Source organism: uncultured Halovibrio sp. (assembly GCF_913056445.1).
Taxonomy (GTDB): domain Bacteria; phylum Pseudomonadota; class Gammaproteobacteria; order Pseudomonadales; family Oleiphilaceae; genus Halospina; species Halospina utahensis_B.
Genome location: NZ_CAJXMA010000066.1, coordinates 1 through 16,115, shown reverse-complemented (window position 1 = coordinate 16,115; position 16,115 = coordinate 1). Strand labels below are relative to the sequence as shown.

Below are 16,115 nucleotides of genomic sequence, written 5' to 3'. Positions count from 1 at the left end.
TGAGCCAGCGTTCCAGCCCCGGTTAGGCCGGGGTGTGATGCGCTGATGGATGTTATTGTGCCTTCCTTCCGGTAGACTGCGCACTCTTCAGCACATGTATCAGGGAGCCGGAGCATGGTTTAAACCGTGACGGCTTCCTCGATTTCAGACCCCGATGATTGATCATGATCCTTTTACAGGTACTTGGTAGAAAGGTTCGTCGGGGCGCGTCCACTGTCAACACAGGAGAGGCTGACAATGTTTAAGCGAGATATGACCATTGCCGGTTACGATGACGAAATCTGGAATGCCATGGAGGCGGAAGTCCGCCGACAGGAAGAGCATATCGAACTGATCGCGTCTGAAAACTACACCAGTCCACGCGTGATGGAAGCGCAGGGCTCGGCACTCACCAACAAGTACGCCGAGGGTTATCCCGGCAAGCGCTACTACGGTGGTTGCGAGCACGTGGACGTGGTAGAGGAGATCGCCATTGAGCGTGCCAAGAAGCTGTTCGGAGCGGATTACGCCAACGTCCAGCCGCACTCCGGCTCCTCCGCCAACAACGCGGTCTACCTGGCACTGATGCAGCCGGGCGACACGGTGCTGGGCATGAGCCTGGACGCCGGTGGCCACCTGACCCACGGGGCCAGCGTCAACTTCTCCGGCAAGACCTACAATGCGGTGCAGTATGGCCTGGACACGGAAACAGGCATGATCGACTACGACGAAGTCGAGCGCCTGGCGGTTGAGCACAAGCCCAAGGTCGTACTGGCCGGTTTCTCCGCTTACTCCCAGGAGCTGGACTTCAAGCGTTTCCGCGAGATCGCGGACAAAGTGGGCGCTTACCTGTTCGTGGACATGGCCCATGTGGCCGGTCTGGTAGCAGCCGGTGTCTACCCGAACCCGGTGCCCTACGCGGACGTGGTGACGACCACCACTCACAAGACCCTGCGGGGCCCGCGCAGTGGCCTGATCCTGGCCAAGTCCAATCCGGAGCTGGAGAAAAAGTTCAACTCCGCGGTCTTCCCGGGCAGCCAGGGTGGCCCGCTGATGCACGCGATCGCCGGCAAGGCGGTGTGCTTCAAGGAGGCCATGCAGGATGACTTCAAGGAGTACCAGCAGCGTGTGGTGAAGAATGCCCAGGCCATGGCCGAGGTGTTCCAGCAGCGCGGCTTCGACGTGATCTCCGGCGGCACGAAGAACCATCTCTTCCTGCTGAGCCTGATCAAGCAGGACATCACCGGTAAAGACGCGGACGCCGCGCTCAGCAAGGCCAATATCACGGTCAACAAGAACGCGGTCCCCAACGACCCGCGCTCGCCGTTTGTGACCTCAGGTCTTCGGATCGGCACACCGGCGATGACCACGCGCGGCTTTGGTGAAACCGAGGCACGGGACCTGGCCGGCTGGATGTGTGATATCCTTGATGATCTGGAAAATGAAGAGACCATCGAGCGGGTCCGTAAGCAGGTTCTGGAGCTGTGCCGGCGTTTCCCGGTCTACGCTGACTGACCTCCTGCTGATACCCGCTTGCCGTCCGGGAGTGTAACGGGATGCATTGCCCTTTCTGCGGCGAGGCGGATACCAAAGTGATCGACTCGCGCCTGGTTGCCGATGGCGACCAGGTGCGCCGTCGTCGTGAGTGTCTGTCCTGCCGCGAACGCTTCACCACCTTTGAAGGGGCGGAGCTGATTATGCCCCGGGTGGTCAAACAGGACGGCTCGCGGGTTCCCTTCGATGAGGACAGGATGCGCGAGGGCCTGATGAAGGCCCTCGAAAAGCGTCCTGTGGATATTGAGGCCATTGAGGCCGCCATCAATCGGATCAAGTTCCGGCTGCGTTCCACCGGTGAACGGGAAGTGAAATCCCTGATGATCGGTGAGGAGGTCATGTACGAACTGCGCCAGCTCGATAAGGTGGCTTACGTTCGTTTTGCTTCCGTGTACCGCAGCTTCCAGGACATCAATGAATTCAAGGACGAGATCGAGCGGCTGAGCCACTCCGGTGACGTGGGCGATGAATCCCCCGTGACCGTGGCGGCACGGGCGCTGAAGGAATCCGTGGATAAATAGTCCGGAAACGGGTGCCCGCCTTGACCAACGCTTCCGATACCCGATACATGGCCCTGGCGCTGCAGCTTGCCGAACGCGGTCTGTACAGCGCACACCCCAACCCCAGGGTTGGCTGCGTTGTGGTCAGTGAGGGCGACATTGTGGGCTGTGGCTGGCACCGACGGGCCGGCGAGGCTCACGCGGAGGTGAACGCGCTCGCCGAGGCGGGGGCGCGTGCGCGCGGGGCAAGCGTGTATGTGACCCTGGAACCCTGCAGCCATCATGGGCGCACGCCGCCCTGTGCCCAGGCGCTGGTTGATGCCGGTGTTGCGCGGGTGGTGGTGGCCACCGGGGATCCGAATCCGGCGGTAGCCGGCCAGGGGCTGGCGCTGCTGGAAGCGGCGGGCATCGAAACGCTCAGCGGCGTGCTGGAGGAACCGGCGCGGGCGCTGAACGCGGGTTTTCTGCGGCGCATGGCAGGTGGCGCACCCTGGGTCCGGCTCAAGGTGGCCGCCAGCCTTGATGGGCGTACCGCCATGGCCTCCGGTGAAAGCCAGTGGATCACGGGACCTGACGCCCGCTCGGACGTCCAGCGGCTGCGTGCCCGCTCCGGTGCCATCATCACCGGTTCCGGGACGGTTCTGGACGACGACCCGTCGCTGACGGTGCGCCCTGAAGAGCTGGGGGAGCTCGGAGACAAAACGCTGCCGCCGCAGCAGCCTCTGCGTGTGGTGCTTGACCCGCGTCTGCTTACGGCCCCTGACGCCCGTGTGGTGACGGGAGAGGGGCAATGCCTGGTGGTGAGCACTGCGGCGGCTCTGGAGGAAAGCCGGGCCAGGCCCCTGCGTGACGGTGGTGCCGAAGTGGTTACCGTGGACCCCGATGGCAGTGGCCGACCGGCGCTGGCGGCGGTCATGGGGCTTCTGGCTGCGCGTGGGATCAATGACGTGCTCATTGAGGCGGGTGCCACGCTGGCGGGCGCGGCCCTGGAAGCGGATGTGATTGACGAATTCTGGCTGTACCAGGCACCAACAATGCTGGGCAGTCGGGCGAAACCCATGGCGGAGCTGGCGCTGGATCGGATGGCGCAACAGCACCGGATGGAGGTATGGGACCGGCGGGTGGTCGGCGCGGATCAGCGACTGATCCTGAAACCCGCGGCGTCCGGCCATTAAGAGACAGCGAACAGGGTGCAGAATGGCGCTGAACAGTATTGAGGAAATCCTTCAGGACATCCGCGAGGGTCGGATGGTCATCCTGATGGACGACGAGGACCGGGAGAATGAAGGTGATGTGATCATGGCCGCCGAGTGTGTCCAGCCCGAGCACGTGACCTTCATGGCCACTGAGGCGCGCGGCCTGATCTGCATGCCCATGGCCCGCGAGCGCTGTGAGCGCCTTAACCTGCCGCTGATGGTACAGCGTAACAGTTCCGGGTTCGGCACCAAGTTCACGGTCTCAATTGAGGCGGCCAAGGGAGTGACTACGGGGATTTCCGCCGCTGACCGGGCCCGCACCGTGCAGGTGGCTGCATCCCGGGGTGCCAGGGCGGAGGATATTGTGAGCCCGGGCCACATCTTCCCGCTGATGGCGCAGCCCGGAGGCGTGCTGTCTCGGGCGGGTCACACCGAGGCGGCCTGCGACCTGGCCAGTATGGCCGGATTCGAGTCGGCCGGTGTGATCTGTGAGGTGATGAACGATGACGGCACCATGGCACGCCGCCCCCAGCTGGAGGAGTTCGCGGAACGCCACGGACTGAAGATCGGCACCATCGCGGACCTGATCCACTACCGCACCATGAACGAACGCACTGTTGAGTGCGTTGATCACTACGAGATGGCGACGGAATACGGGGTATTCCGACTGCACACCTATCGCGATTCCATTCAGGGTGAGACCCATCTGGCACTGACCATGGGTGAGGTGGACCCGGAGAAGCCAACGCTGGTCCGGGTCCACATCACGGACACCCTGCGGGATCTTCTGCACGCCAACTATCCGGGATCGCCACGCTGGCCGCTGCACGAGGCCATGCGCAAGGTGGCCGAGGAAGGCTCAGGGGTGATCGTGCTTCTGAACAACGGCCAGGACAGCTATGCACTGGAGGAGCGCATTCGAGGCTTTTTTGAGGCCCACTCGGATGGCAAGCCATCCACGGACTCCTCAGGCAGTTCCGGTGTCTACCTGACCGTGGGTACCGGTTCCCAGATCCTGCGTGAACTCGGGGTGAGCCGGATGCGGCTGATGAGCGCCCCCATCAAGTTCTCGGGGATTTCCGGATTTGATCTGGAGGTTGTGGAATACCTCCCCTACGATGACGGGAACGGCCAGTAAGGTTGAGACCCGCTACGGAGACAGCAATGACAGACATCAAGACCATTGAGGGTGACTTCACCGACTGCCGCGGGGACTACGCGCTGGTGGTGGGTCGCTTCAACGGGTTCGTGGTTGAGAGCCTGGTGGAGGCGGCTACGGACACCCTGATCCGGCATGGCATCAGCCGGGACAGTATCACCATCTACCGCGTACCGGGCGCATACGAGATTCCGGTGGCGGCCCAGAAAGTGGCCCGGAGCGGGCGCCATGATGCGGTGATCGCACTGGGCGCGGTGATCCGGGGTGGCACACCCCATTTTGACTACGTGGCCGGGGAAAGTTCCTCCGGTGTGGGCAGTGTGAGTCTGGACACAGGGCTGCCGGTCATTTTCGGCGTACTGACCCTGGACACCATCGAGCAGGCCATTGAGCGCGCCGGCACCAAGGCCGGTAACAAGGGCGCCGACGCTGCCATGACGGCACTGGAAATGGTCAGCCTGTTCCGGAGGATTGACGCGCAATGAGTGAAGGCGGTCAGCCAGAGAACAACCAGGGCAAGTCACGCCCGGCGGATCGCCGCAAGGCGCGCTCGCTGGCGCTTCAGGCCCTGTATCAGCGCCACTTCTCCGACAGCCCGATCAGCCAGATCGAGGCGGAGTTCGTGACCGACAACGACATGGAGAAGATCGACGGGGCCTACTTCCGGGAGCTGCTGCAGGGCGTGGATCGTTCCCGCAGTGACCTGGACCGTCAGTTCGAGCCCCTGCTGGACCGTCCGGTCAGTGATCTTGACCCGATTGAGCTGGCCATCCTGCGCATCGGCACCTTCGAGCTGATGAACCGCATTGATGTGCCCTACCGTGTGGTGGTCAACGAAGGTATTGAGTTGGCCAAGCGCTTCGGCGGGACCGACGGCCACAAGTACATCAACGGCATACTGGATCGCCTCAGCCCGCGCCTGCGCCCGGCGGAAACACGCTCGCGGCGGGCCTGATCCCGCCCGGTTCCACCATGGACGAATTCAGCCTGATCGACCGGTTCTGGAAGCCCCTGGGTGACGCGGTCACCCACAGTGAGGTGATTGAGGGCATCGGCAATGACGGCGCGGTTGTACGCTGCCCGCCCGGTCAGGATCAGGTGATGACCATGGATACCCTGGTGGAGGGCGTCCACTTTCCCCGTGATATGCCGCCCCATGCCCTGGGCTGGCGTGCTCTGGCCGTGAACCTCAGCGATCTCGCCGCCATGGGTGCCCAGCCTCTGTGCTTTACGCTCTCGGTGACACTGCCGGAAGCCAGTACTTCCTGGCTGGCCGCATTTGCGGACGGCATGAAGGCGCTGGCGGTGCGCGAGAACATCCAGTTGGTGGGCGGGGATACCACACGTGGCCCATTGAGCATCACGGTGCAGGCCCAGGGGCTTCTGCCGGCCGGGTCAGCCGTGCGCCGTGGTAATGCCCAGCCCGGTGACCGGATCTGCGTCAGCGGCAGTCTGGGAGAGGCCGGTGAGGCGCTCAACTGGTTGGACGAATCGGATACTCCGGATCCGGCGGTGGACACCGCGCTCCAGCGCTACCGGTACCCGGAACCCCGCCTGGCTCTCGGGCAGTGGCTGCGTGAGGCCGGCTCTGCAGCCGTGGACGTGAGTGACGGTCTGCTGGCGGATCTCGGGCATCTTCTGGTTGACCGGGGCGCCCGGCTGGACTGGCAGGCCCTGCCGGTTTCCGATGGACTGGTCTCCTTGCGGGGTCTGGAAGGGGCCCGGCGGTTGGCTGCGTCTGCAGGGGACGACTATGAGCTGCTGTTTGTCTGGCCGGGCGGTGGACCTGCACCGTCAGGGCCGAAGGGCAGTGCGTTGCCACTGACCGTGATCGGGACCGTGACAGAAGGCGCTGGCGTGACGCTCAATGGCCCTGAGGGCAGCATCCAGCTGGAGGAGCAGGGTTACACCCATTTCGGAGGGCACCATGACTGATACTGCGGTTAATCCGCGCGCACTGCTGCGGGATCCCGGTCACTGCCTGGCGTTGGGTCTGGGCTCCGGATGCACCCGGAAGGCGCCCGGAACCTGGGGAACCCTGGCGGGTCTGCTGCTCTACTCGCTGATCGTCTGGATGCCCTGGCCGGTCTACCTGGGCGTTCTGGTGTTGACCTTCGTGGCCGGGATCTGCCTGTGCGAGCGTACGGCGAAAACGCTGGGCGTGCATGACCATCCAGCCATTGTCTGGGACGAGTTCGTGGGCATCTGGCTGGCGCTGGCACTGCAGCCGACCGCGCTGGTCTGGCTGCTGTTCGCGTTTGTGGCCTTCCGCTTCTTCGACATCATCAAGCCCTGGCCCATCGGCTGGCTGGACCGTCGTGCCCCCGGTGGGCTCGGCATCATGGTCGACGACGTGGTGGCCGGCGCCTATGCCCTGGTGCTGATGGCGCTGCTCCAGTGGGGATTCTGAAGTGCTGCTTCAGTGCCGGGTCTCTGACTGCTGTTCCGGCAGCATCCGCACGACGCTCAGGAACCGGCGCAGTCCTACCTCGGCACGCTCACGGGTCGCGTAGGGGCCGCTGTCAAAACCTTCCCGGGTGGTGAAGTACCAGCGGTTGCCGACGCAGAAAAAACGGCTGCTGCGGAACGGGATGGGGGTGCGCTCTTCACCCGCCCTCGGTTTCGGCTCCATGGTTGCCCCCTTAAATACCATGTGGTTGTCGTTGTTTTCGGCCGCGTCTTTCCGGGTACTCACTGATCACCCCTCTCCGTCAGTATAGACAGATTTAAACCCAATTTGACAATCCGTCACGAATCGCCACCCACAGCGGGATACGGTTACATGATGTTACTGGATTGTGATTGGCAGGACTGCCTTAAGTCTACCGTTTATTTGTCCATTCCGGCCATAACATTGGCTTCAATTGCTTCCACGGCGGTCTCGATCAGCTCGGCGAGCTGTTCACCGTCCGGTACCAGGTCCGGGCAGGTGGTGAGATTGACGTGGACGGCGCCCGCGTAGCTCTGCGCCAGAATGGCCAGGCCGGCACCATGGAACAGGGGCGCCGAGTTGATCTGGTGTACCAGTCGGGCGCCCTTCAGGTAGAGGGGCACCTGGGGACCGGGGACATTGGTGATGGGTAAATTGAAGGCAGGCTGGTAGTGCTGGGCCAGATGGAATTCGCTGTAGAGCCGGGTCGACAGGGCCACCAGGGTGGAGGGCAGGCGTTCCGTCAGCCGGTCCGCCGCGATGGCTTCCCGGTAGTTCTCCGAGGTTCGGGTGTTATCGCGGATACGGGCCACCCGGCGTGCCGGGTCGGGTTCATCCGTGGCCAGGCTCACCAGCATGGCGGACATCTGGTTGCCCGTGGGCTGGCGGAGGCTGCGTGAGCGCACGGATACCGGTGTAAGCGCCACCAGGCTCTCCCGGGTGTCGATGCCGTGGCTGACCATGTAGCGGTTCAGGGCTTCCGCACAGATTCCGAGGACCAGGTCATTGAGACTGATATCCGGCCCGATAGCGGCCTTGAGCGTCTTGAGGCGCGCCAGATCAATGGAGGTGTTGTGCAGGCGGCGGCGTTCCGTCAGGTTGCGGTTGAAGGGCGTGCGCGGTGCGCCCAGAACATCCCTGGCGGCGCGGAGCCGGCCAATGGGGTGCTCCAGGAGGTCGCGCAGGGCCGCTGTCATGGTGGACTGTGTCAGGGTCATGAACTGGAAGGGCTTGCGCAGCAGGTTCAGGGAGGCCCGGGTCAGAAGCTGCTCCGCCCGTGGCGCGGGCTCCGGCTGCCACGCCGGCGGTCGTGTCTTGGTCGGGGTGTCGGGGGTGTATTCCAGGAGCTTGCCCATCACCTCTTCGCCACTGAAGGCATCGACAGCGGCATGATGCACCCGGACCACCAGGGCGAAGCCATCCACCGGGAGCAGGGAATCCCGGCCGAATCCATCGATCCAGGTCACCTGCCACAGGGGGCGCGTCCGTGGCAGAAGGGTGGCCAGGCGTTCCCCGGCCAGGTCCATGAGGGCGTCATAGCCGCCGCCCTGGAGATCCACGGATTCCAGGTGCCGGTTGATGTCGAAATCCGGGTCGTCAATCCAGTACGGGCGGTCCAGGTTGAATGGCAGGGTCATCAGCTTCTGGCGGAAGAACCCCGCCAGGTGCAGGCGGTGGTTCAGGTAATCCCGGAAGTCATCGAAGGTCAGGGCCTTTTCCCGTTCCGAGGCATCAAAGATGTAGACGCCCCCAATGTGCATTGGCGTGGTTTCGGATTCGAGAAAGAGAAAGGACGCGTCCAGTTCGTTCAGCTGATGCATCAGGGAAATCCGCTCTGCTCCGTGATGGGTGATGTCCGTTTCAGGCCGGATCGAGCCAGGGGTCGAAGTAGTCCGGTCGGGAGAGGTGCTCCCAGAACCAGTTGATGGCCTTGCCCTGGTCTCCGCGCCGGCGGGCCATGCAAAGTATCACTGGCGGGCGCTTGGTGGCTACGTCCAGCGCGACGAGTTCCCCGGACGCCAGGGCCGTTTCCACCTGAGGGCGGGGTAGCCAGCCAATCCCGAGCCCGGCTTTCTGGGCCTCGATCTTGTGGGCCATGCTGGAGACTGTAAGAGAGCGCTGACGGGCAAAAATGCCCGCCGAGCCGGCAGGCAGCTGGCGGGAACTGTCCGCTGCCACAACGGCGGGCCAGGCGCTCAGAGCCTCCTCGGAAAACGGGCCGGTTTCCTTCGCCAGGGGATGATTCTTTGCCACCGCATAGACAAAGGGCACCTGCCCGATATCCCGGTGCTCAAAGCTGCCGGGAGGCTGGATCTCCCGGGAAGCACCGGCGATCAGGTCCGCCCGGCCGGTGTGCAGGGCATCCCAGGGGCCGTTGAAGACCTCATCCATCAGGTGGATCTCCACCGGCACGCCCAGTTCATTGAAAGCGCTTACGGCGGGGAACAGTGAGGCCATGGGCAGCAGTGCATCCACCGCAATGGTCACGCTTGTCTCCCAGCCCTCAGCCACGCGCCGGGTGGTGCGTGCCAGTGTGTTGGCGGCCTCCAGAAGCTGCCGGCCTTCCTCCAGCAGGTAGTGGCCGGCATTAGTCAGGGTTGCCCGGTGGCCGGAGCGGTCAAACAGCAGCACATCCAGGTCTTCCTCCAGCTTGTGCACCGTGTAGCTGATGGCGGAGGGCACCCGGTGCATCTCCTCGGCGGCAGCGGCAAAGCTGCCCTTGCGGGCGATGGCGTCGAGCACGCGCAGGGCGTCTATGGTGATGGGAAATGCCATGGTCAGAAAAACTGAAAGGGTTGGCCAGATTTGGTTGCTTGTTGTGAGCGCCAGTCTAACGCAATCTGACGTCAGGCGTATTCATTCCCTGAACGTTTCTGAAAGAAGGAGGTCCCATGGGGCTGCTGATCAATGGGCAGTGGCATGACCAGTGGTACGACACCGCTAAGAGCGGCGGTGCCTTTGTGCGCGAGAGCGCCCAGTTCCGCAACTGGGTAACACCGGACGGCAGTGCGGGGCCCACAGGCGACGCCGGCTTTGCCGCCGAGCCCGGGCGCTATCACCTCTATGTGGCGCTGGCATGCCCCTGGGCGCACCGCACGCTGGTTTTCCGCAAGCTCAAGGGGCTGGAGGACATGATTCCGGTGTCCATTGTGCATCCGGACATGCTGGAGAACGGCTGGGAGTTCCGGCCGGATGAGCCTTTCCATCGTGATCATGAGAACGGTGCCCGTTTCATGCACGAGATCTATACTCGGGATACGCCGGATTACACCGGCCGGGTCACGATTCCGTGCCTGTGGGACACGCACCAGAAGCGGATCGTGAGCAACGAATCCGCTGACCTGATCCGGATGTTCAACAGTGCCTTTGACGGCCAGGGCGCACGGGCGCTGGACTTCCACCCGGTGTCGCTGCGCGAGGAGATCGAGGCCGTGAACGAGCGGGTGTACAACAGCGTCAACAATGGCGTCTACCGGGCCGGCTTTGCCACCGCCCAGGACAAGTACGAGCAGGCGTTCACGGAGGTTTTTGATGCCCTGGACTGGCTCGACGGGGTTCTGGCCGGGCAGCGGTACCTGGTGGGTAACCGCCTGACGGAAGCGGACTGGCGCCTGTTCACGACCCTGGTGCGTTTTGACGCGGTCTACTACAGCCACTTCAAGTGCAACCGCCAACAGCTGCGTGACTTCCCGAACCTGCAGGGCTATCTGCAGGATCTGTACCAGATCCCGGGCGTTTCAGATACGGTGAACATCGACCAGATCAAGCGTCATTACTACCGCAGCCAGAGAACCATCAATCCGACCCAGATTGTGCCGGCCGGGCCGGAATTGGAGCTGGAGCGGCCCCATGGGCGGGGGCATCTGGGTCCAGACTTTCCGGAAGCCTGTGCCAGCGCCTCAGTCTGAGCGCTGAACCGCCAGATCCACCAGGTGGTACAGGGCCTGGCGGTGAGGGGAACCGGGCAGGGTTTCAAGGCATTGCCGGGCCTTTTCCGCTTCCTCGGCCGCGCGCCCGCGGCAGTACTCGATGGCGCCGCTGTTGTGGACAGCCGCAAGCACCGGGCCGAGCTGGTCCGGGCCGCCGCTGCGAATGGCCTGGCGCACGGTTGCCGCATCCTCGGGCGTGCCCTTTGCCATGGCGTGGATCAGGGGCAGGGTGGTCTTGCCCTCGGCAAGGTCGTCACCCACATTCTTGCCCATGGTTTCGGCGCTGCCCTCGTAGTCCAGAACGTCGTCCACGATCTGAAAGGCCATGCCCAGGTGCTGGCCGTAATCCCGCAGCGCGGTTTCAGTGGCTCCGTCCGCCTGCGCCAGAACGGCGGCGGAGTGGGAGGCCGCCTGGAACAGCATGGCGGTCTTGCTGTGAATGACGTTGCGGTAGTCCGTTTCGGAAAGATCCGGGTTGCGGACATTGGTCAGCTGCAGCACCTCGCCTTCGGCGATGACGCCGGTGGCCTCGGACAGCAGGTCCATCACCCGCATGTTCTCCAGGCGCACCATCATCTGGAAAGCACGGGCGTAGAGGAAATCGCCGACCAGGACGCTGGGGGCATTGCCCCAGCGGGCGTTGGCCGTTTCCCGACCCCGGCGCAGTTCGGAGGTGTCGACCACGTCGTCGTGCAGCAGGGTGGCGGTATGCAGGAACTCGATCACTGCCGCCAGGGTCGCCTGGCGCTGCCCGCCGTTACCCAGGGCGCCGGCGCTGAGCAGGACCAGCAGGGGGCGCAGGCGCTTGCCACCACTGTCCACAATGTAGTGGCCGATGTGCTCGACCAGTGGCACACGGGAATTCAGCTGATCGTGGATCTGCGCGTTGACGCGCTCAAAGTCGTCCCGGACGGGGGCGTAGATCGCATCCAGACTCATAGGCATTCGGGCAGTTGTCGGGCGGCGCCCCAGCGGCTGCCGGGACATGCAGGAGCCGTACATTATGGGGCGCGCCCGGGGCTGTCAACTTGAACGGTCAGCTCCCCGCCCCTGTTACCAGCGCCAGCAGGGTATAGCCCACTACGGCAATGCCGCCGGCGAGGACGGTCAGTGGGATCTGGGTGCGCACATGGTCCATCAGGTCCGCACCCGTGGCCAGTGAGGACAGCACCGTGGTGTCCGATATGGGCGAGCACTGGTCCCCGAAGACAGCGCCTCCGATCACAGCGCTGAAGCAGAGTGTGACGAAGAACGGCTCCGGCGCAATGTGCCAGGCCAGGGGCATGGCGATGGGGATCATGACCGCGTAGGTGCCCCAGGAAGTGCCGGTCGCGAAGGCGATCACCAGGCAGAGGCCGAACAGCAGTGCGGGCATGAGTGCCGCGGGTATGCTGTCGCCAACGGTGGAGACCAGGAAGTCGGCGGTGCCAACGGCGTCGGTGACGTCCTTGAGGGATACGGCCAGCCCCAGGATGATGGCGCCGATGGTGACGCCCTTGCAGCCATCCACGAACCCACCCATGACCTCGTCAAAGGGCATACCCTTGACCAGGGCGATCACAATGGCGGTGATCACGGCGAGGATGAACGCTTCGGCCACCAGAAGAAGCGGATCCTGGTCGCCCCCGGTCCAGCCGAGCAGGAAGTAGGTCACAAAGTAGGGGATGATGGCAACGCCCAGAAGGACCCCGATTGGTGCCAGGAAGTCTAACAGGCCGGTACGGTAGCCTTCCGGAACGCGGTTATCGGTAAGCTCCCTGGAGGTCAGTGGGCTGGCGCCGTCGCGGTCGAGCTTGCCGGTATCCCGGGCCCGGCTCATGGCTTCGCGCATCCGCCTGCCGGGTGAAAAGGGCAGCCGGTCCAGTGCGAAGAGCAGTGTGATGAGCAGGGCGGCGATGGCGTAGAAATTGTAGGGCAGGGCCTGGAAGAAGAACTGGATGCCATCCTCGCTGCTGTCGAAGAGTGGGATGGTGCCGGCCAGAAGGCCGCCCACATAGATGGGCCAGACGTTGAATGGGATCAAAGTGGCCGCGGGCGAGGCCGTTGAGTCCGTGATGTAGGACAGCTCTTCGTGGGAGACGCGGTGTTTATCCGCAAGCGGTCGCGCCGTGGTGCCGGTCAGCACGGTTGAGATGGTGCCGCCCTGGTGGAAGATGAGCCCCATGATCCATGTGAACAGGCGGGCACTGACCGGGCCGCGGACCATCCGTTCCCCGGCCCAGCCGGCGAAGCGGGCGGCGCCGCCAGTCCGGGTCCATATGCCGATGAGACCGCCCAGGGCCCACAGGTAGACCAGCAGGATGAGGGCGTAGCTCTCCGTACCGATAGAGGGGATCAGGAAAGCGTCGATGACGTTCACCTGCCCGGCAATGAGTCCGCCGGCGATGATGCCGATGGCAAGGGCGCTGATGACCTCGCGCAGCCAGAAGGCGAGCACAATCGCGAGTGCGGGCGGTACCAGAGACCAGAACCCGAAGTGCTCCGCGTCGCCCGGGTGGGATTGGCCCACCAGGTAGAGGCCAGTGCCGCCCAGTGCAATCCCGGCAAGGGCGGCGATCACGCGTCTGTTCGGCCCTGTAACGGGGCTGGTTTCGTGACGGTTTCCGTTCATGTTCCGGTCTCCCTGATTCTGCATACTGCCTGGCCGGAGCATAACGCACCCGGTTGCTCACCACGAGGGTTGTTGTGCTTGTCTCCGGGGGCGGATTTCTCTATAATCCTCAGCCCTGTAACTCATCCCAATACCTGCCGCTCCCTGCTATAGGGTTGCCAGAGTGCTTCCCTTAGAACCAGGTCAAAGAGCAGGGATGGGTCATCGACGGAGAAGGCGCATGTACGCAGTGTTTGTCAGCGGTGGTAAGCAGCACCGCGTTCGCGAAGGCGAAAAGATCAAGCTCGAGAAAATCGAGACCGAGACCGGCGGTACGGTTGAATTCGACCGTGTTCTGCTGGCGGGCGAAGGGGACGATGTGAAGATCGGCACCCCGGACCTGGAAGGCGCGAAAGTGACCGGCGAAGTGGTCAGTCACGGTCGTCACGACAAGATCCAGATCATCAAGTTCCGCCGCCGGAAGCACTCCATGAAGCAGATGGGGCACCGGCAGTGGTACACTGAAGTCAAGATTACCGGTATCAAGGCTTAAGGGGGCAGCATGGCTCACAAAAAGGCAGCAGGCAGTACCAAGAACGGACGCGATTCCGAGTCGAAACGACTGGGTGTGAAGGCGTTCGGTGGCCAGGCGGTCAAGCCCGGCAGCATCATTGTTCGCCAGCGCGGCTCCAGCTTCCATGCCGGCCAGGGCGTGGCCATTGGCAAGGACTTCACCCTGTTTGCCCTGGACGAGGGCGTGGTGCGGTTCGATGTGAAGGGGCCCCGTAACCGTAAGTATGTGAGCGTCGAATCCGCGGGCTGAACCGCGCTTCCGGACGCTGAACGACCCCGTGCCGACGTGCTGTCCGCTGCTGGCTGAGCCAGTGGCGGTCGCCGACCCGGTACGGGGTTTTTTGATTCGAGGCATTCCATGCAGTTCGTAGACGAAGTCACCATTGTGGTCCAGGCCGGGAAGGGTGGTAATGGCTGCCTGAGCTTCCGCCGTGAGAAGTTCGTGCCCAAGGGTGGGCCGGACGGAGGCGACGGTGGTGACGGCGGTTCTGTTCTCCTGCGGGCACACGGCGACCTCAACACCCTTGCGGATTACCGCTATCAGCGTAAGTTCCGCGCCGGTACCGGCGAGGATGGCCGTGGCAGCAACTGCTCCGGCCGTAAGGGTGAGGACCGGGTTCTGGATGTGCCCGTGGGCACAACCGTGGTCGACTGCGATACGGACGAGATCCTGGGCGACCTGACCGAGGCGGGTCAGAGCCTGCTGGTGGCTCAGGGCGGCTTTCACGGGCTCGGTAATACCCGCTACAAGTCGAGCGTGAACCGGGCGCCGCGCCAGACCACCTCCGGCTCGCCGGGTGAGGCCCGGGAGATCCGCCTGGAGATGAAGGTGCTGGCGGACGTGGGCCTGGTCGGCCTGCCCAATGCGGGCAAGTCCACACTGATCCGCGCCATGTCCGCGGCCAAGCCACGGGTTGCGGACTATCCCTTCACGACCCTGGTGCCCAACCTGGGCGTGGTATCCGTGGCGGCGCACCAGAGTTTTGTGGTGGCGGATATTCCGGGGCTGATCGAGGGCGCCTCCGAGGGCGCTGGCCTGGGGATCCGATTCCTGCGTCACCTGGTGCGCACCCGGCTTCTGCTGCACGTGGTGGACCCGATGCCCTGGGATGACGCGGATCCCGTGGATTCCGTCCATACCATCACCCATGAGCTGGAGCGTTTCAGTCCGGCTCTGGCCGAGCGTGAGCGCTGGCTGGTCATCAACAAGTCGGACTCCCTTCCCGATGCCGAGGAGGAAGTGGAGCGCATGCGCAAGGCGCTGGACTGGCAGGGCCCGGTTTTCCTGGTATCGGCGCTCAGTGGTGACGGAATCCAGGCTCTTTCCCAGGCGATCATGCGCTGGCTTGAGGAGCGCGACGAACTTGAGCGGGATGATCCGGAGTTCGCGCGGGCCGAGGCCGAGCTGCGTGAACGTGTGGATGAGGAAGCCAGGGAGCACATCCAGTCGCTGCGTAGCCCCCGACAGGATGATGACGACGATGATGATGACGACGAGGACGATGATCACGATGTCGAGGTGGTCTACGTGCGCTGAGGCTGCGCGCCATGACTGAGCGCCAGCGTATTGTTGAGGCCCGGCGGCTGGTGGTGAAAATCGGCAGCGCGCTGCTGACCGACGACGGCCGCGGTCTTTCCCAGAGCATTCTGACCCAGTGGGTGGACCAGCTCATGGTCTGGAAGCGCGCTGGCGTGGAAATCGTGCTGGTCTCGTCCGGTTCCGTGGCCGAGGGCATGAGCCGCCTTGGATGGCTGCAGCGGCCCGAGCATGTGCATGAACTGCAGGCGGCCGCGGCAGTGGGGCAGATGGGTCTGGTGCAGGCCTGGGAAGCCCAGTTCCAGCGCTACGGCAGCCATACCGCCCAGATTCTTCTCACCCATGATGACCTTTCCGACCGCAAGCGTTACCTGAACGCGCGGAGTACGCTCAGGACGCTGCTGCCCATGGGCGTTGTGCCCGTTGTGAATGAGAATGACACCGTTGTCACCGATGAGTTCCGTTTTGGTGACAACGACACTCTGGGCGCGCTGGTTGCCAATCTGGTGGAAGCGGATGGCCTGATTCTCCTGACGGATCAGGAGGGTCTCTATGACAGCGATCCACGCCGCAATCCTGACGCCGCGCTGATTCCGGAGGCGCATGCCAGCGATGAGCGTCTGGACGCCATGGTCGCCGGCGGGGGGCGGGGTGCGCTCGGTAGCGG

Annotated in this window: 18 protein-coding genes; 13 read left to right on the top strand and 5 right to left on the bottom strand. The window is 63.8% G+C overall.

The window, feature by feature from the left end; all coding sequences use genetic code 11:
• Positions 1-237: 237 nt before the first annotated feature.
• The 8 genes from glyA to QZ501_RS11710 are packed head-to-tail and all read left to right on the top strand — an operon-like array spanning position 238 to position 6,798.
• A complete protein-coding gene (gene glyA / locus QZ501_RS11745; protein WP_295719684.1) occupies positions 238-1,494 on the top strand; it encodes a serine hydroxymethyltransferase in 1,257 nt (418 codons plus the stop codon).
• A 41-nt stretch (positions 1,495-1,535) separates the two neighbouring features.
• Positions 1,536-2,054 (top strand): transcriptional regulator NrdR, encoded by a 519-nt coding sequence (nrdR, locus tag QZ501_RS11740; RefSeq protein WP_095618076.1) that lies wholly within the window; start codon positions 1,536-1,538, stop codon positions 2,052-2,054.
• Positions 2,055-2,065: 11 nt separating this feature from the next.
• On the top strand, positions 2,066-3,208 hold the full coding sequence (ribD, locus tag QZ501_RS11735; RefSeq protein ID WP_363174778.1) for a bifunctional diaminohydroxyphosphoribosylaminopyrimidine deaminase/5-amino-6-(5-phosphoribosylamino)uracil reductase RibD: 1,143 nt from the start codon (positions 2,066-2,068) through the stop codon (positions 3,206-3,208).
• A gap of 22 nt (positions 3,209-3,230) precedes the next feature.
• Entirely contained in the window at positions 3,231-4,367 is a 1,137-nt protein-coding gene (gene ribBA / locus QZ501_RS11730) for a bifunctional 3,4-dihydroxy-2-butanone-4-phosphate synthase/GTP cyclohydrolase II (protein WP_151440349.1), read from the top strand.
• A gap of 26 nt (positions 4,368-4,393) precedes the next feature.
• Complete coding sequence (ribE, locus tag QZ501_RS11725; protein WP_151440348.1) at positions 4,394-4,873, top strand: 6,7-dimethyl-8-ribityllumazine synthase; 480 nt, start codon at positions 4,394-4,396, stop codon at positions 4,871-4,873.
• Positions 4,870-5,343, top strand: a complete 474-nt coding sequence (gene nusB, locus QZ501_RS11720; RefSeq protein ID WP_160899312.1) for a transcription antitermination factor NusB — start codon at positions 4,870-4,872, stop codon at positions 5,341-5,343. Before ribE ends, nusB begins: the two co-directional genes overlap by 4 nt.
• 17 nt (positions 5,344-5,360) lie before the next feature.
• Positions 5,361-6,323: a thiamine-phosphate kinase gene (gene thiL, locus QZ501_RS11715; RefSeq protein WP_160899313.1), complete on the top strand. Its 963-nt coding sequence runs from the start codon at positions 5,361-5,363 to the stop codon at positions 6,321-6,323.
• A complete protein-coding gene (locus tag QZ501_RS11710) occupies positions 6,316-6,798 on the top strand; it encodes a phosphatidylglycerophosphatase A (protein WP_295719675.1) in 483 nt (160 codons plus the stop codon). The genes thiL and QZ501_RS11710 overlap by 8 nt, the downstream gene beginning before the upstream one ends.
• A 9-nt stretch (positions 6,799-6,807) precedes the next feature.
• Here QZ501_RS11710 and QZ501_RS11705 read toward each other — a convergent pair whose 3' ends face one another.
• The 3 genes from QZ501_RS11705 to QZ501_RS11695 form a co-directional block, all read right to left on the bottom strand.
• Positions 6,808-7,020: a DUF6316 family protein gene (locus QZ501_RS11705; RefSeq protein WP_095618183.1), complete on the bottom strand. Its 213-nt coding sequence runs from the start codon at positions 7,018-7,020 to the stop codon at positions 6,808-6,810.
• A gap of 197 nt (positions 7,021-7,217) precedes the next feature.
• A complete protein-coding gene (locus QZ501_RS11700) occupies positions 7,218-8,639 on the bottom strand; it encodes a wax ester/triacylglycerol synthase family O-acyltransferase (RefSeq protein WP_160899315.1) in 1,422 nt (473 codons plus the stop codon).
• Between the two features lie 40 nt (positions 8,640-8,679).
• Entirely contained in the window at positions 8,680-9,594 is a 915-nt protein-coding gene (locus QZ501_RS11695; RefSeq protein ID WP_151440343.1) for a LysR substrate-binding domain-containing protein, read from the bottom strand.
• A 116-nt stretch (positions 9,595-9,710) separates the two neighbouring features.
• Between QZ501_RS11695 and QZ501_RS11690 the strand changes: the two genes are divergently transcribed.
• Entirely contained in the window at positions 9,711-10,727 is a 1,017-nt protein-coding gene (locus QZ501_RS11690; RefSeq protein ID WP_295719671.1) for a glutathione S-transferase family protein, read from the top strand.
• On the opposite strand, the gene ispB is transcribed toward QZ501_RS11690, so the two are convergent.
• Both ispB and QZ501_RS11680 read right to left on the bottom strand, forming a co-directional pair.
• Positions 10,719-11,687: an octaprenyl diphosphate synthase gene (ispB, locus tag QZ501_RS11685; RefSeq protein ID WP_295719669.1), complete on the bottom strand. Its 969-nt coding sequence runs from the start codon at positions 11,685-11,687 to the stop codon at positions 10,719-10,721. The genes QZ501_RS11690 and ispB overlap by 9 nt on opposite strands.
• A gap of 97 nt (positions 11,688-11,784) precedes the next feature.
• The gene (locus QZ501_RS11680; RefSeq protein WP_202405720.1) at positions 11,785-13,359 is read right to left on the bottom strand and encodes a Na+/H+ antiporter NhaC family protein; all 1,575 of its coding nucleotides are present in this window, start codon (positions 13,357-13,359) and stop codon (positions 11,785-11,787) included.
• Between the two features lie 220 nt (positions 13,360-13,579).
• On the opposite strand from QZ501_RS11680, the gene rplU reads away from it, so the two are divergent.
• From rplU to proB, 4 genes are all read left to right on the top strand, one after another.
• The gene (gene rplU / locus QZ501_RS11675; protein WP_077529122.1) at positions 13,580-13,891 is read left to right on the top strand and encodes a 50S ribosomal protein L21; all 312 of its coding nucleotides are present in this window, start codon (positions 13,580-13,582) and stop codon (positions 13,889-13,891) included.
• Between the two features lie 9 nt (positions 13,892-13,900).
• Positions 13,901-14,161: a 50S ribosomal protein L27 gene (rpmA, locus tag QZ501_RS11670; protein ID WP_095618065.1), complete on the top strand. Its 261-nt coding sequence runs from the start codon at positions 13,901-13,903 to the stop codon at positions 14,159-14,161.
• A 108-nt stretch (positions 14,162-14,269) separates the two neighbouring features.
• Positions 14,270-15,448, top strand: coding sequence for a GTPase ObgE (obgE, locus tag QZ501_RS11665; protein ID WP_295719665.1), 1,179 nt, complete (start codon positions 14,270-14,272; stop codon positions 15,446-15,448).
• Between the two features lie 11 nt (positions 15,449-15,459).
• Positions 15,460-16,115: glutamate 5-kinase (proB, locus tag QZ501_RS11660; RefSeq protein ID WP_295719663.1), on the top strand; the 656-nt coding region annotated here is incomplete at its 3' end.